The 25,977-nt window shown below is 58.0% G+C and carries 23 protein-coding genes; 9 read left to right on the top strand and 14 right to left on the bottom strand.

Features of this window, described 5'->3' with window-relative positions; all coding sequences use genetic code 11:
* Positions 1–87 precede the first annotated feature (87 nt).
* Both Pan97_RS15970 and Pan97_RS15965 read left to right on the top strand, forming a co-directional pair.
* Complete coding sequence (locus Pan97_RS15970) at positions 88–1,425, top strand: AI-2E family transporter (RefSeq protein WP_144974227.1); 1,338 nt, start codon at positions 88–90, stop codon at positions 1,423–1,425.
* Positions 1,426–1,475: 50 nt separating this feature from the next.
* Positions 1,476–2,156 (top strand): DUF2293 domain-containing protein, encoded by a 681-nt coding sequence (locus Pan97_RS15965; protein WP_144974225.1) that lies wholly within the window; start codon positions 1,476–1,478, stop codon positions 2,154–2,156.
* Here Pan97_RS15965 and Pan97_RS15960 read toward each other — a convergent pair.
* Positions 2,153–2,749, bottom strand: coding sequence for a zeta toxin family protein (locus Pan97_RS15960; protein WP_144974223.1), 597 nt, complete (start codon positions 2,747–2,749; stop codon positions 2,153–2,155). The genes Pan97_RS15965 and Pan97_RS15960 overlap by 4 nt on opposite strands.
* On the bottom strand, positions 2,746–3,144 hold the full coding sequence (locus Pan97_RS15955; protein ID WP_144974221.1) for a TA system antitoxin ParD family protein: 399 nt from the start codon (positions 3,142–3,144) through the stop codon (positions 2,746–2,748). Before Pan97_RS15955 ends, Pan97_RS15960 begins: the two co-directional genes overlap by 4 nt.
* 297 nt (positions 3,145–3,441) lie before the next feature.
* Between Pan97_RS15955 and Pan97_RS26675 the strand changes: the two genes are divergently transcribed.
* Genes Pan97_RS26675 through Pan97_RS15940 form a run of 3 tightly spaced genes read left to right on the top strand, consistent with a single transcriptional unit; the run spans position 3,442 to position 4,980 of the window.
* The gene (locus Pan97_RS26675; protein ID WP_144974219.1) at positions 3,442–4,011 is read left to right on the top strand and encodes a DUF1559 family PulG-like putative transporter; all 570 of its coding nucleotides are present in this window, start codon (positions 3,442–3,444) and stop codon (positions 4,009–4,011) included.
* Positions 3,971–4,474: a DUF1559 family PulG-like putative transporter gene (locus Pan97_RS26670; RefSeq protein WP_144974217.1), complete on the top strand. Its 504-nt coding sequence runs from the start codon at positions 3,971–3,973 to the stop codon at positions 4,472–4,474. Before Pan97_RS26675 ends, Pan97_RS26670 begins: the two co-directional genes overlap by 41 nt.
* 29 nt (positions 4,475–4,503) lie before the next feature.
* The gene (locus Pan97_RS15940) at positions 4,504–4,980 is read left to right on the top strand and encodes a carboxypeptidase-like regulatory domain-containing protein (RefSeq protein WP_144974215.1); all 477 of its coding nucleotides are present in this window, start codon (positions 4,504–4,506) and stop codon (positions 4,978–4,980) included.
* A gap of 94 nt (positions 4,981–5,074) precedes the next feature.
* Here Pan97_RS15940 and Pan97_RS15935 read toward each other — a convergent pair whose 3' ends face one another.
* Positions 5,075–5,602 (bottom strand): CAP domain-containing protein, encoded by a 528-nt coding sequence (locus tag Pan97_RS15935; RefSeq protein ID WP_165698795.1) that lies wholly within the window; start codon positions 5,600–5,602, stop codon positions 5,075–5,077.
* Between the two features lie 477 nt (positions 5,603–6,079).
* Between Pan97_RS15935 and Pan97_RS15930 the strand changes: the two genes are divergently transcribed.
* A complete protein-coding gene (locus Pan97_RS15930) occupies positions 6,080–7,279 on the top strand; it encodes a trans-sulfuration enzyme family protein (RefSeq protein WP_144974210.1) in 1,200 nt (399 codons plus the stop codon).
* Between the two features lie 15 nt (positions 7,280–7,294).
* Positions 7,295–8,440: a trans-sulfuration enzyme family protein gene (locus Pan97_RS15925; protein WP_144974208.1), complete on the top strand. Its 1,146-nt coding sequence runs from the start codon at positions 7,295–7,297 to the stop codon at positions 8,438–8,440.
* 267 nt (positions 8,441–8,707) lie between these two features.
* Here Pan97_RS15925 and Pan97_RS15920 read toward each other — a convergent pair whose 3' ends face one another.
* On the bottom strand, positions 8,708–9,271 hold the full coding sequence (locus tag Pan97_RS15920; protein WP_144974206.1) for a hypothetical protein: 564 nt from the start codon (positions 9,269–9,271) through the stop codon (positions 8,708–8,710).
* A 364-nt stretch (positions 9,272–9,635) separates the two neighbouring features.
* Here Pan97_RS15920 and Pan97_RS15915 point away from each other — a divergent pair, with 364 nt between their 5' ends.
* A complete protein-coding gene (locus Pan97_RS15915; protein WP_144974204.1) occupies positions 9,636–10,925 on the top strand; it encodes a DUF6666 family protein in 1,290 nt (429 codons plus the stop codon).
* A gap of 333 nt (positions 10,926–11,258) precedes the next feature.
* On the top strand, positions 11,259–12,695 hold the full coding sequence (locus Pan97_RS15910; RefSeq protein ID WP_144974202.1) for a hypothetical protein: 1,437 nt from the start codon (positions 11,259–11,261) through the stop codon (positions 12,693–12,695).
* Positions 12,696–12,710: 15 nt separating this feature from the next.
* On the opposite strand, the gene Pan97_RS15905 is transcribed toward Pan97_RS15910, so the two are convergent.
* The 10 genes from Pan97_RS15905 to Pan97_RS26530 form a co-directional block, all read right to left on the bottom strand.
* Positions 12,711–13,196 carry a hypothetical protein gene (locus Pan97_RS15905; protein ID WP_144974200.1) on the bottom strand — a complete coding sequence of 162 codons (486 nt, stop codon included), beginning with the start codon at positions 13,194–13,196 and terminating at the stop codon, positions 12,711–12,713.
* Between the two features lie 165 nt (positions 13,197–13,361).
* Positions 13,362–13,970 (bottom strand): Tll0287-like domain-containing protein, encoded by a 609-nt coding sequence (locus Pan97_RS15900; RefSeq protein WP_144974198.1) that lies wholly within the window; start codon positions 13,968–13,970, stop codon positions 13,362–13,364.
* A 69-nt stretch (positions 13,971–14,039) separates the two neighbouring features.
* Entirely contained in the window at positions 14,040–15,395 is a 1,356-nt protein-coding gene (locus tag Pan97_RS15895; RefSeq protein WP_144974196.1) for a cytochrome c3 family protein, read from the bottom strand.
* Between the two features lie 4 nt (positions 15,396–15,399).
* Positions 15,400–17,400 (bottom strand): FAD-dependent oxidoreductase, encoded by a 2,001-nt coding sequence (locus tag Pan97_RS15890; protein WP_144974194.1) that lies wholly within the window; start codon positions 17,398–17,400, stop codon positions 15,400–15,402.
* 230 nt (positions 17,401–17,630) lie between these two features.
* Positions 17,631–19,856, bottom strand: a complete 2,226-nt coding sequence (locus Pan97_RS15885) for a molybdopterin oxidoreductase family protein (RefSeq protein WP_144974192.1) — start codon at positions 19,854–19,856, stop codon at positions 17,631–17,633.
* 12 nt (positions 19,857–19,868) lie between these two features.
* Positions 19,869–21,479: a DmsC/YnfH family molybdoenzyme membrane anchor subunit gene (locus Pan97_RS15880; protein WP_144974190.1), complete on the bottom strand. Its 1,611-nt coding sequence runs from the start codon at positions 21,477–21,479 to the stop codon at positions 19,869–19,871.
* Positions 21,480–21,494: 15 nt separating this feature from the next.
* The gene (locus tag Pan97_RS15875; RefSeq protein WP_144974188.1) at positions 21,495–22,358 is read right to left on the bottom strand and encodes a GAF domain-containing protein; all 864 of its coding nucleotides are present in this window, start codon (positions 22,356–22,358) and stop codon (positions 21,495–21,497) included.
* Positions 22,359–22,382: 24 nt separating this feature from the next.
* Positions 22,383–23,285 (bottom strand): ABC transporter ATP-binding protein, encoded by a 903-nt coding sequence (locus tag Pan97_RS15870; protein ID WP_144974186.1) that lies wholly within the window; start codon positions 23,283–23,285, stop codon positions 22,383–22,385.
* A 20-nt stretch (positions 23,286–23,305) separates the two neighbouring features.
* Entirely contained in the window at positions 23,306–24,151 is an 846-nt protein-coding gene (locus tag Pan97_RS15865) for an ABC transporter ATP-binding protein (RefSeq protein ID WP_144974184.1), read from the bottom strand.
* Between the two features lie 39 nt (positions 24,152–24,190).
* Positions 24,191–25,894, bottom strand: coding sequence for an ABC transporter permease (locus Pan97_RS26530; RefSeq protein WP_196782118.1), 1,704 nt, complete (start codon positions 25,892–25,894; stop codon positions 24,191–24,193).
* Between the last annotated feature and the right edge of the window lie 83 nt (positions 25,895–25,977).

Below are 25,977 nucleotides of genomic sequence, written 5' to 3'. Positions count from 1 at the left end.
ATCGCTTTCCGTCCCATTGCACGCCGGGGTAGGTCGCGGAGATAATGAACCGCGACACCGGCGAGTTTTGCGAACAGGGGAGAATCGATGAATCAAGAAGGACTGTCGGTCAAGAAGCTCACCGAAGAACAATCGTGGCTTCAGACAGGCGCGCTTCTCGTGTTGGCCTTCATCGCGTTTTCGTTCGGGCTCATGTATGCCCGAGCGGTTCTGGTGCCGTTCACGCTGGCATTGTTTCTGAATTACCTGGTCGCGCCGATCGTCGACTTTCAGATGATCCGGCTGAAGTTCAGCAAGTTCATCTCCGTGACGTTGACGCTGCTGCTGGTTGTTCTCGTGCTGGTGTTGATGAGCTTTCTGGTGACGACCGTCATTCAAAACGTCACGACGGTTGCCAACGATAAGACCTTTATGGCCAAGTTCGAGCGGCGTCTGGAAGGTCCGCTTGAGGCCGCCTCGAAGCTAATGGACCGTATCAGCGGTTTGGACGAAGGAGATAAGCCGCCGTTCGTTGGCTCGCCAGACGCTACGCCGGATGGTTCGGGAGAACTTTCAACCGAAGACGCAGTTACCGACGACCCCATGGCCGGTCCAGACGATGTTGGTGAGCCCTTGGTGACCGATGACGAGTCTATGGACTCTGAAGGGGAACCCAATCAGCCATTGGAGGAGCAATCGGACGATGTGGTGGAAGGCGAATCCGGCTCGCTGGCCATACCGGTAGCGCCTCGTAACGACATCAACCGAACGCAGCAACTATTGCGGACGCTCGTCGCGCAGATTCGCCAAGAGTCGCCTCAACTGGCGACCCAAGCCGGGGCGACCCTTTTGAATTTGATCAGCAGTACGGTGCTGACTTCGATCTTCGTCGGCTTCATGCTCGCCGGTCGCGACCCGTACAAGGTTTCCAAAGGGATCTATGCCGAGATCGATCGCAACGTTCGCAAGTACATCGCCACGAAGTTCTTCATTTCGGCAATCACCGGCCTTCTGGTTTGGGGTTGCCTGGCGATGATCGGGATGCAGTTCGCTTCGATGTTTGGCCTGATTGCGTTTTGCCTGAACTTCATTCCGTCGATCGGTTCGATCATCGCGACGCTGCTGCCCATTCCGATTGCCATCGTGCAGTTTGATTCGGCCCTGATGATCACGCTGGCGATCGTGCTGCCGGGGGCGGTCCAAATGACGATGGGCAATGTGATCGAGCCTAAAATCATGGGAGATGGGCTGCAGTTGCATCCGGCGACCATTCTACTGGCGTTGGCATTTTTCGGGATGCTGTGGGGACCGGTTGGCATGCTGCTTGCCGCCCCGATTACCGCGATCGTGCGAATAGTGCTGATGCGATTCAAGACCACCGAGCCCATCGGGCGTCTCATGGCAGGCGTCTTGCCGGAAGAGGAAGATCACCTGCACCACGTCTAAGTGGGTAGTTTGTCCGTACGAAGGATCCGCGAGTCGTCGAAAGGAAATCGATGCCCCAGTCAGCTTATGCTCCTGGCCCCAGAGAACGCACCGTCCGCGATACCCAAGGTAACGTGCTTCAGGTGCCGGCCGATTGGTCTCTTTTGCCGCCAGGCGATGCCGGCCTGACGCGGCGCGTGAAAGCTGCCGGCAAGTATTTGGCCGTTCAGGAAAAGAAGGGACGCCGGATGTTCTCGCGCGGCGTCTGGGCGCCGACGGCTACGATTCGCAAGATCAAAAGTGAACTCGATGCCGAACGTTCGACCGACGCTTATGCCAAGAAGCAACAAGCGGCCGCCGCGCGCCGCGACAAACAACAAGCGGAATACGTCGAAGACTTCTTCGGAGCCGTGGTTGCTTTTTTGGACTTTCACCCCGACTACGCCGGCCTGTCCAATCGTTTAGCGAAAGCCGTGACCACCCATGCCACGCCGGTCGGCAGCGGGACGGTGGCACGAACCCAGCGGATACCGATCGAGCGAAGAGCCGAGTCGGCGGTGATTGCCTGGATGCGGCATCAAACGACCGCCTACGACACAATGACGATTCCCCGCGTCAAGGGAAAGCGACGCGAAGTCCGCCGGATGCTGGCCCAAAGGTCGAAGGAAGTGCTACACCAATATCGGGTGGGAAGAGAGATCTCGCGAAGTTGTCCACTTCGCGCGGCGCTGTCGGCCCAATCTGTTCGCTAGGTTTCAGGCAAGGCGTTACGTAGCCAGTTAGCTAGCTCTTCGGTCGAATCGATCAACTTGCCCGATTCAAGGTGTGCCAGGAATCGAAAGGGATATCGAAGATCGCTTTGATCGAAGACGAGCACCCGGGGCAGTCGCTGGATCGCCCGTCCCAAGTTTTCAAGCGTGCGTAGATAACGCGACTTGAGTTTGTCGATCGGCACATCGTGGCCCCCCTGCGAAACCCTCATGCTCACGCGCTCAATCGATTGTTCCGCAGATGACAAACCGATATAGCAAAGCGTGACGTCATATCCGTCCGCAGCCGTGTCGAAGAGAAACTGCACTTTGTCTCCGATCGGATCCGAGAAGACGGTCTCGAACACGAAACTTTCCCGCTGACGGACTAGCAGCCGACGGATACGATCAGCGACGCTGGCAGCAGCGTAAGGATCGAGATTGAGTTGGGCTGCAATCACATCCGCGTTCACCCACCGGAGACCGGAATGCGATAGTTGGGATTGGTAAAAGGTCGACTTCCCGGCACCGTTTGGGCCAGCAATGGCAACCAAGTGCGGCGGTGATCCAAGTTGGAGTTGAAATGGATCACTCACGATTGCTCGGCGCGGTTTTCGTGATTCGCTGGCTGCTCGGTAACGAACGTTCCATCGACGAATTGGCCGGTGGTCTTCGTTCCATCTTCATCAATACGAATCAGATAGCCCGGCTGGTCAGCCGCTTCGAAGTGAGGAAAGGGTATCTGGTCTAGGTGCTTTTTCAGCCGCTCGCGCCCCTCAGGGGAGTCGACGGTTTGCAGAATGTGAGCCAGCGAAAGTTGGTCGCCGCTTTGGCGAAGCTTGAGGACCTGGTCGCCGTCGAGGATCGGCTCGATCGCCTTGCCGAGCCGGGCCCAGAACTCGATCTGACCGGCGATGGAACGCTCGGCTACCGCGCTCGTCGCTCGGGCATCATTCACTAGCGCATCGGAAAGTTTGACAGGCTGACTCATATCTAAAGGGTAGCACGGCGCTACCCGTCAGGCAATCAAGTCGATTGGGCCGCAATGTCCTTCCGATCTGGATTCAGCTAAGCGAGCCGTTCTCATGGGGCTCTCGCAATCGCTCTGGTTGACAAGGAAATTCATGGAGATAGAGAATTTTGTTATTGTTAAATATATTAGTAGACGAGAAAATGCCGTAATGGCTGGCTTACGGATATAAGGGTTTCCAAAAACTCTGGTTACGCTCCGTCTTGGCTTCCCTCCCATATTTTTCCCTATCATCATCTCTAGCGAAGGTCAGGCAAAATGTTACGCGCTCGTCGAGGCCGTTGGGGCTTCACCTTGGTCGAATTGTTGGTTGTGATTGCGATCATTGGCGTTCTCATCGCTTTGCTTCTTCCCGCCGTCCAGCAGGCCCGCGAGGCTGCTCGCCGGATGAGTTGCTCGAACAATTTGAAGCAACTCGGAATCGCAATGCACAACTACCACGATACGTTTCTGGCCCTTCCTCCGCGGCAGGGTGGCGCCGATTGGACAACCGTGACGGCGGCTCCGGCAACCCGGCACAGTGCGTTTGTGAACCTATTGCCGTTCATCGAAGCGAACACGCGCTACGATCAGATTGTTGCCAATACGCAAATTGCCTGGAGCGGCAGTGCGACCTCAGGCTACGTGGGGGAAATTGATGCATTTATTTGCCCGTCCGATGGCCTGTTTTCGCCATCGGGAGCGGATCGTAGTGCCCAGTATTCGCCCCTGAATTACGGTTTGTGCATGGGGGATAACTTCAGTTTCGGTGGATCGTCGACCGCAGTCGATCCCGAAACCAACGTGCGTGGCATCTTTGGTTATCTTACTCTACACACGCTTCCGTGATATTACCGATGGGCTGAGCAATACGATGGCCATGTCGGAAATCATCGTCGCGCCGGCCAGCGACCAACTGGGCCGGGCAGTTGGGGCGTCGACCAACAATCCGTTGGCCTGCCGAGCGTATCTGACCGGCAACAATTACACGTCCGGCACGCTCATCGCGCAGTACCGCTGCCACGGACAACGCTGGCAAGATGGTCGTCCTGGCTATTGTGGGATTACCACTGTGTTGCCGCCCAACAGTGCGACCTGTAGTTCGCAAGCCGGTGCCGGCGTTTACTCGGCATCGAGCCGGCACCCAGGTGGCGTGTTGTCGATGTTTGCCGACGGATCGGTACGGTTCGTCCCGGAAACGATCGACACCGGTAACCTGTCGACGGCCCCGGTCACCTCCGGCATCAGTCCTTTTGGGGTCTGGGGAGCGATTGGATCGAAGGCCGGCGGCGAAACGAACGCCTCCTTGTAACGCGTTGGATCCCAACAGGAGGACGTCTTATGAACCGCATTTCACATGCCCTCAAGTGCCTGGTCATTGCTGCCGTCGTATCCGTCTTGCTGGTCGGCTGTAGTGGCAAGCGAGAAGACAAATGGACGCGCGGGCGACCGCCGGTCTACGAGGTCACCGGCCAGGTCACCTATCAAGGCCAGCCAGTCGCCGACGCCGTGGTTACCTTTCAGCCGGTCGAAGCTACCGGCCGAGGTGGTTCGGCGATTACCGATAGCAGCGGCTACTTCGAAGCACAAACGTTCGACCCAGGTGATGGGCTTACGCCGGGGACGCATCGTGTCGCGATCCACAAGGTGCAACTGGTCGACGCCAGTGGCAATGTCGTGACCGAGATCCGCGAGCCAGGCGGACTGCGCGAAAAGAACCTCGTGCCCAAACGTTACGCCGACTTCAAGAAGTCGGGAATCGAAATCGTCGTGAAAGAAACCGACAACGATGTCGGTGTGATCGAACTGGTCGATTAGACCGAATGACGGTTCTCTTTTGGAGACGAAAAAGGGGCACCGAAACTATGGCTTCGATGCCCCTTTTCATTGGTTTGTTTAATCGCCAAGCGTGTTAGTTGCCAAACACGCCAACCCAATAGGCGGTGCCGTTGCGTCCAATGGCGTAGCCGTAGCCAACTTCTCGCGCCCCGCTGAGCAGGATGGCTCGATGGCCTGGGCTGTTGAGCCAGCCGTTGAAGCATTCGGAAATGCTGGGCGAACCGTACAGGATGATCTCGCCGTACGGCGAGCCTGGGTAGTGGTGACGTCGAGCACGCGAGACGAAGCCACCGTTGACCGAGTGGCTGAACTGGCCGGTACGGGCCATGTACCAGGCATGGTCCTGGGCGGCTTTGGTCAGTTCCGGGCTGATTCGCTGGGCCGGCAGTTGATACCGGGCACGAACCTGGTTCGAGTGATGCCACATCTTTACCAGGGTGGGGTGCTTGTGGAGAAAGTTGTCGCCGGGTGCTTGGGCGTCTGCTTTCTTGGTTTCCACTTCCTTCTTCTCGTCGGCTTTGGACTCGGTGGTGGTCGGTGCGGCAACGAGCGACGCGGACAAGGTCAGCGTCAACAATAGGGCTAGGGGCAATCGGGTCATGGGGGAGAACAACCTCCGTGGGCGGGAATGGAAGCGGGCCTTACCATCCGAAATCCGTGTCGGGGACGGTAAACGAATCACCGGTTTTAAAGGCATTCATGCTCGCTCGCAAGTAGTTGGATTTGACGATTAGGTAAACTTTCATGCTGATACTCCCTGACCCTTAAGGGGGACTCGCCTCGGATTCATGGGAGTTTATGGGACGATGTTGAAATGCGTAGACCCGCGACAAAATAGAGAAAGCAGCCCGTTGCGGGGCAGATTGCGCTCGGTTACACTCTAAGCTGGTTTAATAGGGATTTGTGGCCGCTTGCAGCCTATCTGCTAAAGTGCCGTTGTCGCTCCTCCCAGCGGCAATTTTTCTTAGAACAGATCACATGCTGCGGCCCTATCGAACATTTGGGATCCGTGGCGTTCTTGCAAGGCGTGCTGCCTTCGATCTGCCACGTACCCGCATCGCTTGCGAGAACACCCGTCATGTCAGTGGCTCCAGAACAAAAAGCAAACGTAGGCACCTCCACCATCGCCGTCCAAGGGGGTGAGGCCCGCATGAAGCCGGGTAACGCGATCACCGATGCCATCTTCTGTGCGTCGACCTACACCTTCGACAATACCGAGGCGATCATTCGCTATATCGAAGAAAACCAGGTCCGCGAAGAGTACGGCCGTTACGGCAACCCCGGCGAGAAAACGGCCGAAGCCAAGTTGGCCGCTATTGAAGGAGGCGAATCGGCCGTCCTTTACTCGTGTGGCATGGCGGCATTCGTCGGGCTGTTGATGGCCAAGGTCAGTTCCGGCGACAACGTCGTCTTCTTCGACGAGTGTTACCACCGTAGTCGTGAGTTCTGCGGCAAGCACCTGGCTCGCTTCGGTGTCGAAACTAAGACCGTGAAGACCGGCGATTATGACGCAATGGAAAAGGCCATCGACGCCAACACCAAGATGCTGATCAGTGAGTCGCCGACCAACCCGCATTTAAGCTGTGTCGACCTGGAAAAGTTTACCGAGATTGGTAAGAAGCACGGCGTGGAAACGTTGATCGATGCCACGCTGGCCACGCCATACAACCTGCGTCCGCTGGAGTATGGGGTCGACTACGTGTTGCACTCGGCCACGAAGTACCTGGCCGGCCACAACGATCTTCTCGCCGGGGCGATTATCGGCAGCGAAGAGAAACTGGCCGACGTGCGTCAGCTGCGCGGCGTGATGGGGGGCATTAACGCTCCGCACAACTGTTACCTTTTGCTTCGTGGCCTGAAGACGTTCTCGCTGCGAATGGAACGTCACAACGCCAACGGCATGGCGGTCGCCCAGTTCCTGGAAGATCATCCGATGGTCGAAAAGGTCTATTACCCTGGGCTTCCCTCGCATCCCTATCACGAAATCGCAAAAGCCACGATGCGCGGCTACGGCGGCCTGGTGACGTTCAACGTGAAGGACGCCGACTGGCGAAAGACGGCCAACGTGGTCGACAATGCCAAGATCTTCAAGATCGCTCCGAGCCTGGGGGGCGTGGAATCGTTGATCGAGCAGCCGCTGGTGATGAGCTACTACCAGCAGACGCCTGAGAACCGAGCCAAGTTCGGCATCTACGACAACATGATCCGCATCGCCTGTGGTATTGAAGACACGGAAGATCTGATCGCAGACCTGAAGCAAGCGTTGGACAACGCATAGAAGGGAATCCACCTGATGCATTTTCGAACCAAGGCCATCCACGTCGGCAACAAGAAGGATCCGCAGACCGGGGCGGTTGTTCCACCGATCCATGTCGCTTCCACCTTCGTCCAGCCTGGGGCGGGGGAGTGGGGCGAGTTCGATTATTCGCGGAGCGGCAACCCGACTCGCAAGAACCTGGAGACCACCCTCGCCGAACTGGAAGGGGGCTGTGGAGCCCTGGCGTTTGCCTCCGGCATGGCCGCGACGCACTGCGCGACGATGCTGCTGGAAGCGGGCGATCATATCGTCGCCGGCACCGACATCTACGGCGGCACCTATCGCCTGCTGCATAAGATTACGCAGAAGAACAATATTGGGATCACGCTGGTCGACGCCACCAATCCCGAAAACCTGGCCGCGGCGGTTCGCCCCAACACGAAGATGATGTGGGTCGAAAGCCCCGGCAACCCGCTGATGTCGATCACCGACTTGGCCGCGTGTGCCGAGGTGGCGAAGAATGCCGGCGTGCTGCTAGGCGTCGACAGCACGTTTGCCACGCCGGTGCTGACGCGACCGCTGGAACTGGGCATCGATATCGTGCAGCACTCGGTTACCAAGTACCTGGCCGGTCACAGCGATGTGCTCGGCGGGGCGTTGGTCGTGAAGGATAAAGAACTGTACGATCGACTCTACTTCATTCAAAACGCGACCGGGGCCGTACTCGATCCATTTGGTTCGTTCCTGGCTTCACGCGGGATTAAAACGCTGGAACTGCGCGTCCGCGAGCAATGCCGTACGGCTCAGAAGATCGCCGAGTACTTGAACGAGCACCCTAAGGTAACCCGCGTTCTTTACCCTGGCCTTAAGACCCATCCCGGCCACGACATCGCCGCCAGGCAGATGGACGGCGGCTTCGGGGCCATGATGAGCTTTGAGGTCGAAGGGGGGTTTGCCGCGGCGAAGAAGGTGTGCGACGACACGAAGCTCTTTCAGCTTGCGGTGAGCCTGGGCGCGGTCGAATCGTTGATCGAGCAGCCAGCCTCGATGTCACATGCCAGCTACGACAAAGCCGACCGCCTGGCGCATGGGATCAAAGATGAACTGATCCGAATTTCGGTGGGCCTGGAAGCTGCCGAAGATTTGATTGCTGATCTGGGCCAGGTACTCGATCAGATCTAGAGATAGGAGGGTGACCCAGAGAGCATTCTCTGGGTGGCCACAGGCCACAAGCGGCTCATGGTGCCGGCGTGGATCAAATGGCATCTTTCTATCGAATTCAACGTCCATGCATGAGCCGCTTGTCGGCAAGCCGACCCAGAGAATGCTCTCTGGGCTACCCGTTAGTATCGAGGTACTAGTACCCACGCATGCAAAAAAGGGGAGTCCCATCGGACTCCCCTTCTTTTAGTTTGGCAGGACGCCTTCTCGCTAACCAGGTAGGGGCGATTACTTGGCTGGCGTGGGAGCGTAGTACGTAGCAGGTCGCGTCGTTGGTTTCGCTGCGACTCGCTTCGAGTAATGGGAGACCTGGTTGGGCGATCGGTGGGCCTGGGTGCCGACCGGTTGCCATTTGCCAGGTTCACGCATTGGGGTGGGTTCGGCGGTTGGAACCATCGGCGGGCCGGGAATCGATGGGGCGGTAGGATGACCTTGTTCGATGTATTCCACGCCGGGGTGATGCGACTCGTAGCCATCCCAGTTCGATCCACATCCGCAGGTATCACAGCCGCACGAGGGAGTCGTGTCGCAGCCGCAGCCGTTGAAACGGATCGGATGGAACAGGCTATGAACCGTGCGTTTTACGGCACAGGCACCATGCTTCAGGGTAAAGCCAACCCCTTGGACCAACTCGCCCAGTGGATTAAAGCATGGCGTGCAGCAGCGATCGCACCCGCAGCTAGCAACGTGGTGGTGGGAGACAACATGATTGCTTTCGCAGCCACACGATTGGCCGTAGGCCTGGATGCTGGTAGCCAGCACGACGGCGGCAGCCAGAAGTTGCGTTTTCATGGGTTGAGATCCTTCTCGAAAGTTGAAGCGTCAGGTCGACGCGGCATGTCGGATATCAAATTTTCGTTGACGGTAGTGTTTATCGAGCCCCTACCACACAAAAAAACAGAATAATCCGATCAACCGGCAATCCCCTGCCATTTTATCCATTGCCCCAAAATCTGGTTGACTGGGAGATATGCGACAAGTGTATAGCTGCTGTCGAGGCTTCTGAGCGGAAGACTGGGAAAACTTTGCGGATTATCTCGACTTTTCTGAAAGTGCTGACTTTGCCGGTGACGATACCAGAAATGGACAGCGCCCAGTTGCGCGTCCACTGACCGTCTCCCCCCCGGTGTTTCAATTGTCGAAGGAAGGAAAGGCCATGCGAGTCTTCCCCTGGATTCTGACCTTGCTGACCGCGTCATGCGGTAGTGTGTTTGCGGATCTCGCGACCGCAGCAGAACCGCGTGAACCTGCTAAGCTGCAGCACGTGGTTTCGGATGACTACAATCTTCCCCCTTCGCCCACCAAGGCGATTCGGAGCCTGTTCTCGACCGATCAAGATCGCGTCTTCGCTGCTCGGCAACGCGTTGCCCGGGCAAGCTATGTCGCTTCGAAGGTGCAAGCCGGCGACATTGATACGGTCGATTATTCCGTCTTGAGTGAAGCTTCCGGCGAAATGCCTATGGAAGGTGAAATCATCATGGAAGGCCCCGCCGTGGCTGGCATTCATGATCCGGCGACCTACCACGGCGGCCCTGGCTGTTCGTCTTGCCAGGGTGGTAGCCACTGCGGCGGCGGGTGTGATTCGTGTGGTGTTTGCGGTCCCTGCGAAACGATCTGCTTTCCGCTTTGCTTCCGTCTGCCGCTGGAAAACCTTTCGTTCCGAGCCGGCGTCGAAGGCTTTAAAGGGCCTTTAAATGCAGGCATGGATGGCAGCTTTGGTTTTCTGTACGGCGTGAACTGGGGGGCCCCGCTGTTTTCGCGAGACCACGGTTTCGGCGTTCAGTTGGGCGCCAACGGCAGCAACGCCAATTTGCATGGAGCCAGCTTCACCGATGATAGCCGCGATCAGTTCTTTTTGACGGCCGGTATCTTCCGTCGCGTTGACTGGGGCTGGCAAGGCGGTCTGGTTTACGACCACATGAGCGATCACTGGTACTACGATATCGATGCCAGCCAGATCCGCGGTGAACTCAGCTGGAAGTTCCAATGCAAGGGTGAATTCGGCTTCTGGTTCACGGCTTCCGACGAAACGAGCGATATCAACGAACAAATCCTGCTGCCAGGTGCTTCGGCCCCGACCATCGTCAATGGTTCGTACCAGCCGCACAACATGTTCGCGTTCTTCTACCGAACTCCGTTGGAAGTTTGCGGCGGTGAAATGCGATTCTCCGGCGGTTGGACCGACAACGAACTCGGCTTGGTGGGCGCGGACCTGAACGTGCCGATCACCAAGTGCCTGGCCGTGGAAACGAATTTCCTATACCTGATTCCGCGCAACGACAACGAGGACATCGGAGGGGCTTACACCTCCGAAACCTGGAATATCGGAATCAATTTGGTTTGGTACCCCCGCGCATGCAGCTCAGCCAGTGCGGGCAAGAACTACTATCGCCCACTGTTTAATGTGGCGAATAACGGTACGTTCTCGATGTATCCGACCGAGTAATCGGCAATCCGTTGGGGGATTTAGCAAGTCGAGTCCTTTGCGAGGGGACTCGGCTTGCTGTCGTTCTTGGGGGCTGCGAGGCTTGTGCGGGCTCGCCTGAGCGTGTCGTATCTTCAAACAGCGAATCACCTTCCCAAGATTCTACGGCCGCGGTATGATAAGCAAGACTATGCAAGCATCCCCGCCATGAGGGTTGGCGACCACAGAAATTGTCGTAGGTAGCGTGAGGTCGCCGCGAAGAGCCGTCTAATGGCCCGCAATCACCCAAAGCGGGGGGGTCCCCTTTATGCAGGAAGGCATGGCCCGTAATCCGGGCAATCGTTGACTTAATACATGAGCAATTCGAACAAAGCTGGGCATTGGCGATCTCTCGCCGCCGAAATTGGCGCCATCTCGAAAGAAGAACTGGAACAGGCCGAAGCCGCCGAAGCCGCTGCGAAAGAGGCCGAGCAAAAAGCCGCGGAAGAAGCCGCCGCAAAGGAGGCCGCTGAAAAGGCAGCTGCCGAAGAAGCAGCCCAAGTAGAAGCCTCGCAGCAGTCGGCCGAACAAGCAGCGGAAGACGCCGCTTCCGACATCGAAGCTGCCGAAGACGCGTTCCAGGACGCAGTCGAACCGGAGGACGAACTTTCACAGGTTTCCGACGGCCCTGTCGACAATCAAGAGATCGTCGAGCCGCCGCACGAAGAGCCGGTCGCCGCAACGGAAGAAGTCGTCGCCGAAGAACCTCCGAAGCCCAAAAAGAAGAAGCCGAAGAAACGCAGCCATTGGGCTTCGCTCTCTTCCATGCTCGGACTTGCCTCGCCTGAGGAAGAGGAAGACGAGGAGTACGAGGAAGAGGCTCAGGCCGACGAAGACACCCAGGTAGAAGATAAACCGGTAACGGCCAAGGCCGAAAAGCCACAGCCGGCGAAAGCCCAGGAGAAGGAAGAAAGCCCTCACCTGGCGGCTTTCAAGCAGCCGCTGGAACGTTCGCCGGAAGAAACCCGAGCTTCCGAGATCATAGGCAGCCCGGCAGCCAAGTTGCGTCCGACCAGTGATGACGACTTCGAAGGCTTTGACGGCATCTTCCTCGACGAAGGAACCCGCGAAAGCGACGTGATGGACGCCGATGTCGGCGATGACGATCAAGAGGAAGACGAAGAACGTGCACCGCGCAAGGAACGTCGCGGCCGGACGCGTGGTCGCCGTCGTGGTCGACGCACGCGCAGCGATGAAGAAGTGAAGGTTCGCGAAGCAACGCCGGACGACGATGATCAGGACGATGACCTGAACGACGAAGTCGAGAGCCGCGATTCTCGTTCCGACCAGGATGATACCGACGAAGAGCAACGTCCCACGCGCCGCCGTCGTCGTCGCCGTCGTTCGCGTAAGGCCTCCGAATCGGAGTCGACGCAGGAAGAAGCTCCTCGCGGTCGTCGGCCGAGCCGCTCGGAAGATGACTACGACGATGACGATGACGACTTGGATCTTGATAGCGATCTCGATAGCGATATCGATATCGACAACGAAGACGATCTCGACGAAGCACCACGCGGTCGTCGTCGCCCCTCACGTCGCCGTCGCGGCGATTCCGATGAGGAAGACAAACCGAAGGACAAGCACAAGAAGATTCCTTCGTGGACCGATGCCGTGACGGCAATGGTCGACAAGAACATCGAGCGTCACGAGAACGCTCCGCCGTCCCGGCCTCATGAGCGAGGCGGCCGCAACAGTGGTGGCGGTCGTCGCCGCCGCGGAGGCAGCGGCGGTGGTGGACGCGATCGGCGCTAGGCCGATCCTCGGAGACTAAGTAGAAACGACCTCTTCCTGATGGCAGGAAGAGGTTTTCTTTTGGCTCGTGCTGGAAGCGGTCTCCAACTCTTCCAGACGCAAGGCAATTCGATTGAACTGGTCGGCCAAGGTCTTCCAGCAATCCCCGTCCCGGACGATCAAGGGGCTTGTCGTTTCTCCGTCAGCTAATCGCTGCATGGCATTTCGAAAGCGGGCCACCGATCCGACAAGACGGTTGCTATGTCGAATCGTGTCGAGCACGATGATCGGCAGCACCAATAGACTTACCAGCACGGCCGGAACAAAGTAGTCGAACACCATTCGCATTACCGCGCTGACCGGTGCATGCAGGTCACTAAACGCCGCGCCCACGACCAGCACCGTGCCGACGCTCAACAGGCAGATGCCCCAGTGCATGACCGCACGCAGGACGAGACCGCCTTGGAGTTTCGGGTCTACCCAAAACAGCCGCCGTCGTTCGTGCTTCTCTCGCTTCGACATTGGTTTGCTCCCAAGGTCCCAGTAGGTGTCCTTAGGAAGACTACGATTTCTCGGCCAGGTCGCCACCGTCAAGCCCGGGCAGAGGACATTGCTTCGCAAACAGTTCCGCCGCGTATCGGGTCGTGTGGAACATAGTGATTGTGACGACGTGGCCTTCGCTGTTTCTTAATCCAAAGGAATGCGAACGACGACGCCTCCCATGACGTCCCCTTCTTTGAATTCGGGGTAATCGTCGCCGCGATCGGCGTGGTTGTTGTGGCAATCCCAGCATGCTTTCGCGACGGCTTTGTCGGCGTAAACGGCGGTGAAGTAGGTCTTGTCTCCCAGTTTCTCTTCGCCGTAGAAGTTCTCGCCTGGGTGATCGACGATGTATTTCAGCCCCTCGATCTCCTGCGGAGACTTCGGTTCATTCTGCGGATTGAGCGGCCAGAGCGATTTCAGCGCGTAGGTGAAACCTGCTTCCTCGTTGCCGTCGACGATCTCGGCGCCCATGCGAAACATTTGCGCGGGCAAGGGAATCGTTCCTTCTTCGTCTTGCCAATACTCGCTGGCACTGACCTCGCTTCCTTGCTCCTTCAGGCGGGTCACGATGTGCTTGGCGTAAACCGTACGGTCAGCCATCATCACCGCGTGCACGGCGTTGGCGAATTGCCTGGGCGTGATTCCACCGTCGGCTTCTACGGGCTGTGGTGTGCTGTTGCCGCAGCCTGTCAGTGCCGCGGCGGCACCCCCGCCGATGATCACTCCACAGGCCAAAGCGAGGAACTTGCTCATAGATAGACTCCCAAATTCAAGGGTTGCGTGGCAAAAGGGGAACAACAGTTAGCGATGGGTCGGAATGAATCATGGACGTCGCGACTTCCGCTCGTCGAACCAGCGGCGAACCATCTCCAGACTCTCGACCGACGGCTGTTGCGGCGTGGAGCTGAAGTTGCTTTCGATCTGGTGTGGATCGTGCATCGCGTCGAGACTGTACTGAAGGCTGTGGCAATGCATGCAGACGCCACGGACCATCTTCTCGTTGGGCTGTAAGTTGTCGTTTTGATTGTGCTGCACTTTGACCTTAGGGGCCTTGCTACTGCCGTGCTCTTCGCGCGGCATGTGACAGGTCGCACACGAAACGCCGCTGCCAGGCGGCAGATCGCCTGCTAGTTCGTCCCGCCAGAGTCGAGCGTGAGGGGACTGCTGATAGGCCAGCGTGTGTTCGTCGTTGTGGCACTTCACACACGAGTCAACCGCCGCGACGCGCACGTCGGCATCGTGAGGCGAGTGGCACGAACTGCACGTCAACTCGGCATGCACCGAGGAGTGCTTCATCGGCAAGCGTGCATCACCTGGCGACATGGGGGAAAGCCCTTGGGACAGACGCATTCCGTGCATGCCGCTTAAAAAGCCGCTCGTTTCGTCTGCATGGCACTTTTGACAGGTTTCGTGCGTCACGTGGTTCTGCCACGTCTCGGGCTTTTGATCCTGGGTATGGCAATCGTTGCAGTTCACGCCGACTTGAGCATGCACGGAGCCGGCCCAGGCGTCGATCAATGCTTCGTCTCTGGCGACGCTCGAATGGAAGGCCGCGTCTTGCGCCTGCAGCGGTTTGACAGGCTCGTCCTGGCTGGCCAGGTAGCGGGCTAAAGCGTTGCGCTCGGGGACGACTTGCTCGACCAGATGATCAGGCTGGTCGAGATTCTTGTGGAGGAAGTTCTCGTTGAGCGTGCGATTGTCGTGGTAGTTGTGACAGCCGCTGGTCTGGCAGGTGTGGAAGTCGAGGTTCTTATGGCTGGGACGCTCGTCGGCGATCTCTTGATGGCAATGGAAACAAAAGTCTTGCGGCAGCGTGACTCCCATGGGGTGTGTCTCGTGCGGGACGTGTTCCTTGTGACAGGCAATACAGTTCTGAGCATCTAGGACGGCCAGTCGTGGGGCATTGGTTGGGTCGTTGAATTTGCTGGCCGGATGGGTGTCCAACGCTTCCCGCAGTTCGTTTTCGTGACATTCAAGACATGATTTGCTGGTGACGCCCAGGTCGGGATCGTGACAGGCCGAGCATTTCATTTCGATTTGATAGTGGCCGTGCGTCGTCTTGCCAGGCAAATAGGTCTGCTTCAGGGCGCTGTCGTCCGACAACAGAACAACCCCCAGGCTACTACCAACCAGTAGCGAGAGAGCCAGCCAGACGAGGGCGTAAATCCAGGACGACATGAGCTTAAAAGTAATAGACCGTAATGACGTGAAACAGCAGCAAGACCGGCAGCGGCCAAGACAACATCAGGTGCAGCCACACCAGGCGCGGACGCCAGCGGCGAATCCAAATGCCCAGGACCCCCGTAATGCGGTTCTCGAGCGAGACAAGCATCCCGGTCAGGCTGCCGGTGAAGTTGACCGCCACGAAGGTGACCGCCAGCGCGAAGTTCAAGTTGGAACCAAAGTGAAACCCGGTGTGCAGCAGGAGCCCCACAACGGCAAGGGTCGCTAGAATCGCGTGCGCGACACGCCACCAGGCAAAGTCACCCCAGGTAATTCGGGCAATCCGTTTGCGCAGTGAAAAAGCCAGACCCAGGGCCGTTAAACCGAAGATCGTGTAGCCGGTGATCTGTTTCGGAGTTTCGCTGCGCCACAGGGCATCAATCGTATGCCATGTCGACTGAACCGAATCAGCAAAGGGGAGGGGACCGAGCCCAAGCATCGCGATGATGAAGACGAAGGTCGCCAGGCTGCTGGCCAAGAGGATCTTCCACGACATCGTCTGGGGAGGAGCCTGGCGTTCGCCACATAGTTGTTGGACGAGGGGTCGGCACGTTCCACAGACGCTCGAGGCTCGGGTAAGTGTGGTCACCGCCGAAGCATCCGCGGCGCCGTCGCGAGTCACTTCGCCAATCTGTCCCTTGGTGACCCCCACGCAGCTGCAAATCACAGCGCTGTCGGGCCAGTCCCAGGGGCTGTTCAGGGTGTCTTCCGGCCAAAGTCTGCCGGTGCGGCGGAAGCGGGAAATCTGCCATGGCCACAAGCGACGCGCATGGGTGATCAAGTCGCGAATGCGATCGATTTCGTTCCACTCCCCCACGGATGTTGCACCAACAACGCAATTGCCAGCGAAAATGAGTTTGCGATAGGCGTCGTTCGTGCTGTGAGAGATGATGAGCGAGTTGGGCGTTTCACCCAGGGCATCGCCAAGGGCCGCGACGTCGACCCCCATTAACTTCAGCTTGGCCGACTGATCGCCGTAGAGGAACTGCTGGTTTTCCCCGCAGCAGTTGGCCGCCAGGACCTCGGCCATTTGGATACCGGGACCGACGAGCCCGTAATGCTTCTCGCGATGCACGGCGCACTCGCCGATCGCATAGATGTGAGGATCGGACGTGCGAAGCTGATCGTCGACCACGATCCCGCCGCGATGGGCAATCTCTAGTTCCGCTTCGCGTGCCAGTTCATCGCGGGGGAGAATGCCGGCCGAAATGATGAGCATATCCACATGAAGCGTCTCGCCGTTAGTGAAGTGGAGTTGCAAGCCTTTGCTACAGGGCTCGATGCGTTCGCAGCGACATAGAACATGGACGCGCACGCCCAGCGATTCGACGCGCGATTTCAAAAGTGCTCCACCGGCCGTATCGAGTTGCCGCGGCATCAGAGTCGGAGCGACCTCCAGGACGTGTGCTTCCAGTCCCAGATCGAGTGCCGCCTTGCCGGCTTCCAAGCCCAATAATCCGCCACCCATGACGGCGGCCGAGCGGCAGTTCTCGGCGTAATCGCGTATCTTCTGCAGGTCGTCGATCGTGCGATAGAGAAAGACGCCTGGTAGATTCACACCTTCAATTGGGGGAACAAAGGGACGGCTGCCGGTTGCCAGCACGAGACGATCGTAGGGATAACGCTTACCGTCTTGGCCAAGGACCTCTCGGTTGATCCGATCGATCGCATTGATCTTTTGCGAGGTAACCAGGTTCAGTCCGACTTGTTCGTACCAGACCTTGGGGGAAAGGGTAAGGGAGGATTGGGTGTCGCTAAACAGTTTGGTCAAGCGGACGCGGTCGTAGGCGACGTGCGGTTCTTCGCCGAAGATATCGACCTGCCACTGTTGCATCGCACCGCGACGAACCAGCGACTGACAGAATGCGTGTCCCACCATGCCGTTACCAACGACCACCATTCGGGCCGCCTTGGTAGAGGCCAACGTGGGGCTGTCGTTTTGTGGCTGTAACTTGTGCACGTGGAGTCTTTCCCGGCGGCATTCTCGCAGCGATGAATTGAATGAGCGTGAATGCAAAGAATGTGCCACTTGATCAGCGGCGAAACCTGAAGCAAGTCGATTCGCCTTTAAAATAGGACCATGTGGTCCTATTTTATTTTGTTGGCCTCCCAATTGACGTGGTCATTTTGTGTTCAGTGCAAAAGGCAGAGGCAAAACGCTGCCTGTCTTGGTGGCAGAATGCCCAATTCCTAGACGCTTTTGACGATGCGAACGGCTGCGTTTTTGTAAGACGGCTGACGCGAATAGGCATCGAATTGAGGGTACGTCAACTGATTGGTTACCTCGTTATGCATCGGCAGAAAGACGTGCCCTGGCTGGACGCTGGAGGTGACGTTGGCGCGAGCGCGAATCTCACCACGAGCCGATTGCACCTGGACCCAATCGTGCGGCTCGATCATGAGGGCATCGGCATCTTGCGGGTTGATATCGACGAGCAGGGTGGTCGAGTAAAGCGTTCGCAGCACGGCCGACTTGGACGTCTTGGTTTGCGTATGCCACTGCGCTGCCGTACCACGACCGGTCAACAGATGTAGCGGGAAGGCATCATTAGGCACCTCGCCAGGGGCTTCCGGTTGTTCGAAGATAAAGCGTGCTTTGCCATCTGGGTGGAAGTACTGACCATCTTCAAACAGGCGCCGCTGCGGCTGAGGCATCCAATCGTCGCCGCTACTTTCTGCCTCTTTGGTGGGCCATTGAATGCCGCGGGCATCGTCTAACATCCGATAGTCACGAATTCCGGTGATATCGCAGGGCTGTCCTGCCGAGCACTTTTTCATCACTTGAAACACGTCTTCCGGTGTCTTCCAGTCGGAAAACATCGAATCGCAGCCCCAGTAGTGAGACACCAGGCGGAAGATCTGGAAGTCGGCCAAGGCCTCGCCCGGCGCTGGTACCACTTTCTTATGCAGACCATGGCGACGCTCGGAGTTGATGAACGTTCCTTCTTTCTCTCCCCAGCCGGCCGCGGGCAACATCAGATCGGCAAGGACAGCCGTTTCGGTCGAGTGGTACATGTCTTGAACCACGAGGAAGTCGAGCTTTTCGAGTGTTTCCTTGGCTTCCTGTTGATGAATCCATGAATGAGCCGGATTGGTGGCGATCACCCACAGGCCCCGTATATCGCCGCGCCGAATCCCTTCCATGATGCCGTCGTACGACCAACTGTTTTCGGTCGGGATGTTGACGACCGGGATGTCGAGAATGTCGGCGATCTTCTGCCGGTCTTCTTCCTTGGTGAAGTCGTGACCGCCGACCAGGTTGGTCGTGTTGCTGAACAGACGAGACCCCATCGCGTTGCATTGCCCGGTGATGCTGTTGGCACCGGTGCCAGGGCGGCCGATGTTGCCGGTCATCAGGGCCAGGTTGATGATCGCCTGGGCGGTGCGGACTCCTTGGTGGCTTTGGTTGACCCCCATGGTCCACCAGAAAGAGACTCGCTGGCCATCGTGAATGGCCTGGATGACTTCCATGACGGCCGAAGGTTCGAGCCCGCAGTTGGCCAAGCTGTCTTCCAGTTGGTACGGTGCGACATGCTGTTTGAACTGGTCGAAGCCGTTGGTGTGGCTGGCGATGTACGACTCGTCGATCCAGCCTCTTTGGATCAGTTCATTGGCGATCGTGTAGAGCAATGCCATGTCGGTCTTGGGACGCAGCGGCAAGTGGTGCGTTGCCGCAACCGCGGTCTCGGTGCGGCGGGGATCGATGACGATGATCTTCGGATCGTGCGGATTGCGGAGAACCCGTTCCCACATGATCGGATGGGCGATGCAGAGATTGGAACCGACGAAGACCAGGACGTCGGATTCTTCAAAGTCGGCGTAGGTAAACGGTGGCGCGTCGAAGCCGAAGGACTCTTTGTAGGAGACCACAGCGGTGGCCATGCATTGCCGAGTGTTGCCGTCGCCATGCAGCATGCCCATTCCGAACTTGGCGAGCGAGCCCAGGAAGAACATCTCTTCGGTCGCGATCTGCCCCGTGCTGAGGAACGCCACCGAATCGTTGCCGTGTTTGGCTTGAATGTCTTTGAACCGCGCGCAGAAGGTCTTCATCGCCTCGTCCCACGAGACAGGAGCCAGCTTCCCATCGGCACCCTTGAGCAGCGGCTGCGTGGCGCGGTCGTGGGCTTTGAGAACCGTGATCGATTCCCATCCCTTGGGACAAGCCATGCCCAGATTCACCGGCCAGTCGACCGCTGGGCTGAGATTGACTGCCTGGCCATCCTTCATGTGCAACTCGAGTCCGCAGCCGGTCGAGCAGAAACCGCAGACCGAGGTCGTTGTGCCGTTGGGTTTCGCTCCAGCGGGAACCTTCCCCAGGCCATATTCCCCAGGGTAGAGCAGCAAGTCGCGAGTGAGACTTCCATCCTTGGCGTAAATCAACTGCTGTAGCCGGCTGGGTGGAGTTACGGTCGACATGTTGGCCTCTTTCTACTTAGGTAAATTGGGCATGGCTGGAGTGGATTCAGCAGCGAAGTAGAGCCCGCGATCAATCAGCTCTGCCGCGGCCAGGCTGGCCAGCGCGACGGCCGCACAGATCACTGAAGCGGGGCTTGCTAGGGCCATGGTTACTGCCGGCAAGATGATTCCGCCGAGTATCCACAACCCGATCCGTGCCAGGTGCCATGCTTTGAGTGGGCCAAGTAATAACCGCGCCGAGCGGGCAATCGGATCGGTCGTCGGACGCGAGACGTGCGAAAGGACTTGATATTCCAATGCTAGCCGGGCCATGGTTACGGCGATGATCAGGGCCAAGCTGATGATCGAAGGGGATTGGTCAGCCAGCGCACTTTCCAAGTTCCAAACGGCCAGACCCGACAAGACGATCGTCGTGCCGAACTTGCTGAACGTGAGTGAGGACTGCCAGAACGGACGCTTCGTGACGATGTAAATCATCGCAGAACAGAAGATCGTGATTGCCCCGCCGCCGATGGCCGCCAAGGCCATCATGCCTTGGAATGGCTCTAAAAATGGAATGAAGTACGACGCCGTGTAACCGACAAGTGGGCCTGCGAAAGCCGGCATGAGGACGGCTTCGCGGCTGAGCCACGAGGTGCGTAAACCGAGGAACACTCGGAAGCCGTACATGGGTCTGCCGAGGTGAGCCCCCGAGGCCGCGAGGCCTGCCATGGCGGCAAGCGTCGCCAGCACCGCGCTGACCATGCCGCCAGTGCCTGCCCATTGACAAACCACGCTGGCGACAAGCATGCCGAGTGCGGCCTGGGTGAGGGTCAGCAAACCGACTAGCGGCAAGTGAGCATGGTTGGGGACGACCTCTTGGGACCCGGCCGAAACCATCTCGGCATCCAGGCGATGCTTGCCGACGTAACGTGTCGCTGGATTGGTGATTCGGGGATTCGCTGCTCCGCGGAGGAAGTGCCCGTCCTTCGCTTCGCTGCGGATGGCTTCCTGGTTGACGACGGTGATCTTGATGGCGCTGTTGGGGCATGACTGAACGCACGCCGGTGCTTCTCCTTCGGCCAGACGATGGCGGCACATGTCGCATTTGCGAACGATGCCTTTCGCTTCGCTGAACTTGGGGACGTCGTAGGGGCACATCAGCGTGCAGTACTTGCAACCGATGCACTGATCGTCGAGATGAACGACGATGCCTAGCTTTGGGTCTTTCTCGTAAGCTTGAACGGGGCACCCCGACAGGCAGCCTGGGTCGACGCAGTGATGGCAGGCGGTCGTTACGTGCTGGACGACTGGTTTGGAAGGAACCGAGCTTTGCAGCGTGCCGACGCGCCGCCAGGTCTCGGATTCTTCCAGGCCATTCATGTTGTGACAGGCGACGACGCACGCTTTGCAGCCAGAACAGGCGTCGAGGTCGACCTCGAACGCGTACTGCTCTCCGGGACCAGGTTCGGAGAGGGGAATCAGTTCGCGATAGGTCGGAGCCAACAGGGGATCCGCGTGTTGATCGTGCCGCTGCGAGAATCGCTCGACGGCCGTCAGGTCGCGTTGTTCGGACAGCAGCATCTCGACCAGGTTGAATTCTGGTGCAATTAGCAGCTCCGAGTTTTGTTCGCCAATGGCCATGCGAATTCCGTTAACTTAGCCAAAGAGAGTGAGAACTTGGACCAATCGATCGCCGTTGAAGATCGGCAACGCCAAGGCAAAGCGGGTCCCCTGGTCGAACAGCGGGACAAGCGATGCGTCCTCATCGGCATTGTGCATCATCACGGGAACACGTGACGCATAGCACCTGCCGACGATGCCGTCGCCGTAGCTGACGTTTGATCGCTGGGGCGAGGAAATGCCCACGGCATAGCTTGTTTGCACCAGCGAAAGCTCGGTTTGGTCTTCACTGGGAAGCCACGTTTCCATGGCTTGTTGAAAGGGGAAGTCGACCGTGCTGAGGATGACCAGCACGCATTCCAATTCGTGCTCGGTGGCCATGACGGGAATGCCCAGGCCGTAACGCAAACCTTCCTTGCGAGCCCCTGCGGCACGCATGAACGCTTTCGCTTGATCGATCCGCGCGATGATGCGACACTTGCGATCGTCCCAGGTTTCGCCCGGCAGGCCCGACCCGCGCGGAAACTTGACATAGGGGCTGATCGTTTCAAAGTGCGCCAGGCCACGGTAAGCCGATTCGGCGAGCCCCAGTTCATCGCGATCGGTACGCGACCAACGTTCGAGCGCGATCTTGCAGTCGTCCGACGTGTGGACGGTAAACAAAACAGCAGCGACGACTTCGCTGGTGATTAGAATCGGCAAAGCAATCTCGAGCGTGCCGTCGTCGACGCTACGAATCGCCGAACGCCTGTCGTGGATTGACGTTTGAATCAGATCATGGGTTAGTGGGCCTTCCGGTGCTGCCGGGTAGCCGTAAGCAGACGTCAGTTGTCCGGCGGTTTCGTTATGAATCCAGACCGATACGCTCGTCAACACCGAAGGTGCCATCGTTGTCGTCATGTTCTTTTTGTACCTCTTTGAAGACTAAGCGTTGGCGGTGACGTTTTCGGATACCGGCGCATCCTCTTCGTCGCTCAGGGTAACGTTCAGCTGTTGTGCGGGCTTCTCTGGCTCTTCCGTCTTCGGTTTGTGATGCTTGTGGCGTTCCTGTTCCTCCAGGAAGGAAACAAGCGAGCCGCGGAGTTCGTAATACAACGGATGCTCGAGCGTCTCGGCGCGATTTCGTGGACGCGGCAAAGGAAGCTCCAGCACCTGACCCACCTTGGCGGCGGGGCCGTTGGTCATCATGCAGATGCGGTCGGCCATGTAGATTGCTTCGTCGACGTCGTGCGTGACGAGCATGGTCGTGATCTTTTCTTTATCGAGAATGCCTAGGATGACGTCCTGCAGTTCCATGCGGGTGAGCGAATCGAGTCGCCCAAACGGTTCGTCCAAAAGCAGCATGTTGGGCTTCAGGGCAATCGCGCGGGCGATGCCGACGCGCTGCTGCATGCCGCCCGACATTTCGCGAGGGTACTTGTCCATCGAATCGGCTAGGCCGACGACGCTCAGGTAGTATTCGCAAATCTGGCGGCGCTCGCTACGAGTCGCATGCGGGTAAACACGGTCGACCCCCATCCGTACGTTTTGCATGGCCGTCATCCAGGGAAGCAGGCACGGAGCTTGAAACACCACACTGCGATCCGGACCAGGGCCGGAGATTTCCTTGCCGGCCACGACGACGCTGCCGGAGGTGATCGGATTGAGCCCCGATACCATGGTCAGCACGGTCGACTTGCCGCAGCCTGAGTGGCCGATCAGACTGACGACTTCCCCCTTTTTCAAAATCAGGTTGAAGCCGTCAACCACTTTCACGTCATCGCCGAACGGATTGGGGTACGCCTTGACGAGGCGGTACATTTCGACGAAGCGGTTCTCTTGTGACATGACGTTTCCTTGGGTGAACGTTAGGCGACGCCGATACGAATGGGCTCGACATCGGGAAGGACCACATCTGAAGCGACGCGAAGCTGCTTCGCCTCTTCGTTGATCCCCATCATGTAGCGTGTAATCTCGTTGCGGAGCTTCTTGAACTCGGGATTGAAGTTCAGCGTGGCACGATCGCGCGGTCGATCGAGCGTGACGGGAAACTCCCGCCCTAGCCTGGCCGAAGGTCCCGGGGTTAGCGGAACGATGCGGTCGGCCATAAGGACGGCTTCGTCGACGTCGTTGGTCACCATCACCACGGTCCGGCGATCTTCTTCCCAGAGACGAATGATTTCGTCTTGCAGAACGCTTCGCGTGAGGGCATCCAAGGCGCTCAGCGGTTCATCCAGCAGAAGCACTTCCGGCTGCATCGACAACGTTCGCGCGAGAGACAATCGCTGTCGCATCCCGCCGGATAGCTCGGAGGGACGCTTTCCTTCACTACCGGTCAGGCTGACCATGTCGATGTAATGCTGGACGTAATCGCGTCGCTCACCCCGTTTCATCTTCGGAAAGACCTGCTTCACGGCCAGTTCGATGTTGCCATGAACGGTCAGCCAGGGAAGCAGAGAATAATTCTGAAAAACGATCCCGCGATCAGGACCCGGCCCCTTCATCTGCTTACCTTTGAAGCGGGCTGCCCCTTCATCAGGCAGAAGGAGCCCTGCCAGCAGGGAAATCAGGGTCGACTTCCCGCTGCCAGAGAATCCAATGATCGCGACGAATTCATTTTCACGAACCTGTAAATTGGCTTCTTCGAGCACCGTATAGCGACGGTGCGATTCGCCAAATCCGACGGTGGCATTGTCGAGTTCGAGGATTGCCATGTGGCGTTTTCCTTCAGGTATGGCGTTGGCAATCATGGTTTACAGGGCCGTTGGAGCGCCGTCGAAGCTGACCATCCGTTGGAAGACGATCATGATTCGATCGAGCAATAGCCCAATGACGCCCACAAAACCGCAGGCAACAAACATTTGGGCGAACGTTGCCGACGACCCGTTATTGAACATGTCCCACACGAACTTCCCGAGCCCTGGGCTACTGGAAAGAAGTTCCGCGGCAATCAGCACCATCCAGCCCACGCCCAGCGAGATTCGCAGACCGGTGAATATTAGCGGCAGGGCGGAGGGGATGATGATTTTGGTCAGGCGATCCCAGAGCCCGAGTCGCAAAACTCGCGCCACATTCAGGTGGTCCTGGTCAATTGCCGAAACACCCAGGGCCGTATTGACCAGCGTGGGCCACAGCGAGCAAAGTGCCACGGTGATGGCCGAGCTAAGAAACGACGGTTGAATCCACGCTTCGTCCGGCCGGGTAATGAAGGCCCCCACGATGAAGAACACGATTGGTAGCCAGACGATGGGGGATACCGGTTTGAACAGCGAGATCAGCGGAGTCATCGAGGCCATGAACACCCGACTCATACCGCAGCAAACGCCGATCGGAATGGCGATGGCCGTGGCAATGAAGAAGCCGGTGAACACACACTTGAGGCTCGTCCAGATCTGATCGAAGAAGGTCGGCGGCTTCGCGAACTCGGAGCCGGCAATCGTGTTGATTCGTTCTTCACGCTGAATCAACTGCTGAGCCAAGGCGAACATCTCTGGACCGCTGGCAGTGGCGTACTTCCGCTTGAGGCCTTCCATTTCAGACGACGCCTTGGCGACCTTTTGCTCGCGGTTGCCTTCGGTCAGCAGGTTGACGCGCGTTTTCAGGAACTCGGCCTTCTGGCCAGTGGCGCTGATTAGTTGTCTCAATGACTCCACTTCCGGCAGCGATTTTCCGCGTCGCTCGGAAAGCTCCGAACGGAGTGCTTTGAGGTGTTCGTTCTCATCATTGGTCTTCTGCAAATGCTGATTGACCAACTGAACGTACTCGACCTTCTGTTTGTAGTCGTCCGCGGGAATCTTACTGGCCAGGGCGACCAAGGCCTTGGCTCGTGTTTGTTGTTCCTGCTTGTAGGCTTGCTCTTGCGAACTTACTGCGTCGGCAAGTTTGGACAGGCTGGCCGAAACGAATTGAGCGGATATCCCTTCAACGAAGGCGAACTTCTGGCGAGCCTCGTCGGTCGCGGTCGCCGTGGCTGCGGCCAGATCGTCGTTCAGCTTCTTCCAATCGTTTTCGATGGTTGCCTTCTCGCTGGAAGCGGCTGCGGGAATCTTGGCGATCAATTTGTTGAGCAGCGCTTCGCTTTCCTGGCTGATGGCTTCCCAGTCAGCGTCCAACGATTTGATTTCTTCCTGGGTCGCCGCCAACGCTTTCTCTCGACCTTCGCCTGCTTCGTTGTAGTCGCTGACCTTGGTGTATTCTCGATTGTGGAAATCGGCGATGCCGTCGTACGCTTTGACGACCTGACCTGGCGTGGGAACCTCGCCGGCACGCGTTTTAATGCGCGGGCCGATCTGGTCCCAGGCGACTACGCAGGCAACCATCACCAGGATGGGAATGGCGATGTAGAGGCCAATTTGTTTGAGCTGCTGCTTCGGATCTTCGCCGTAGCAAAGCAGCACGACCGGCTCGAAGACGCGGAGTCCGGCGACGTCCAGAATGCGGATGATTTTGTACTTCATGCGAATCTTTCGTACGGTTTGATCGATGTCGTGGGTATCGCTGGCGTCGTGGTAACGGGCCGGAGGTGGCTTCCGCCTGCGCC

This window comes from Bremerella volcania (genome assembly GCF_007748115.1).
GTDB lineage: Bacteria > Planctomycetota > Planctomycetia > Pirellulales > Pirellulaceae > Bremerella > Bremerella volcania.
This window is presented reverse-complemented; position numbering and strand designations above follow the sequence as displayed.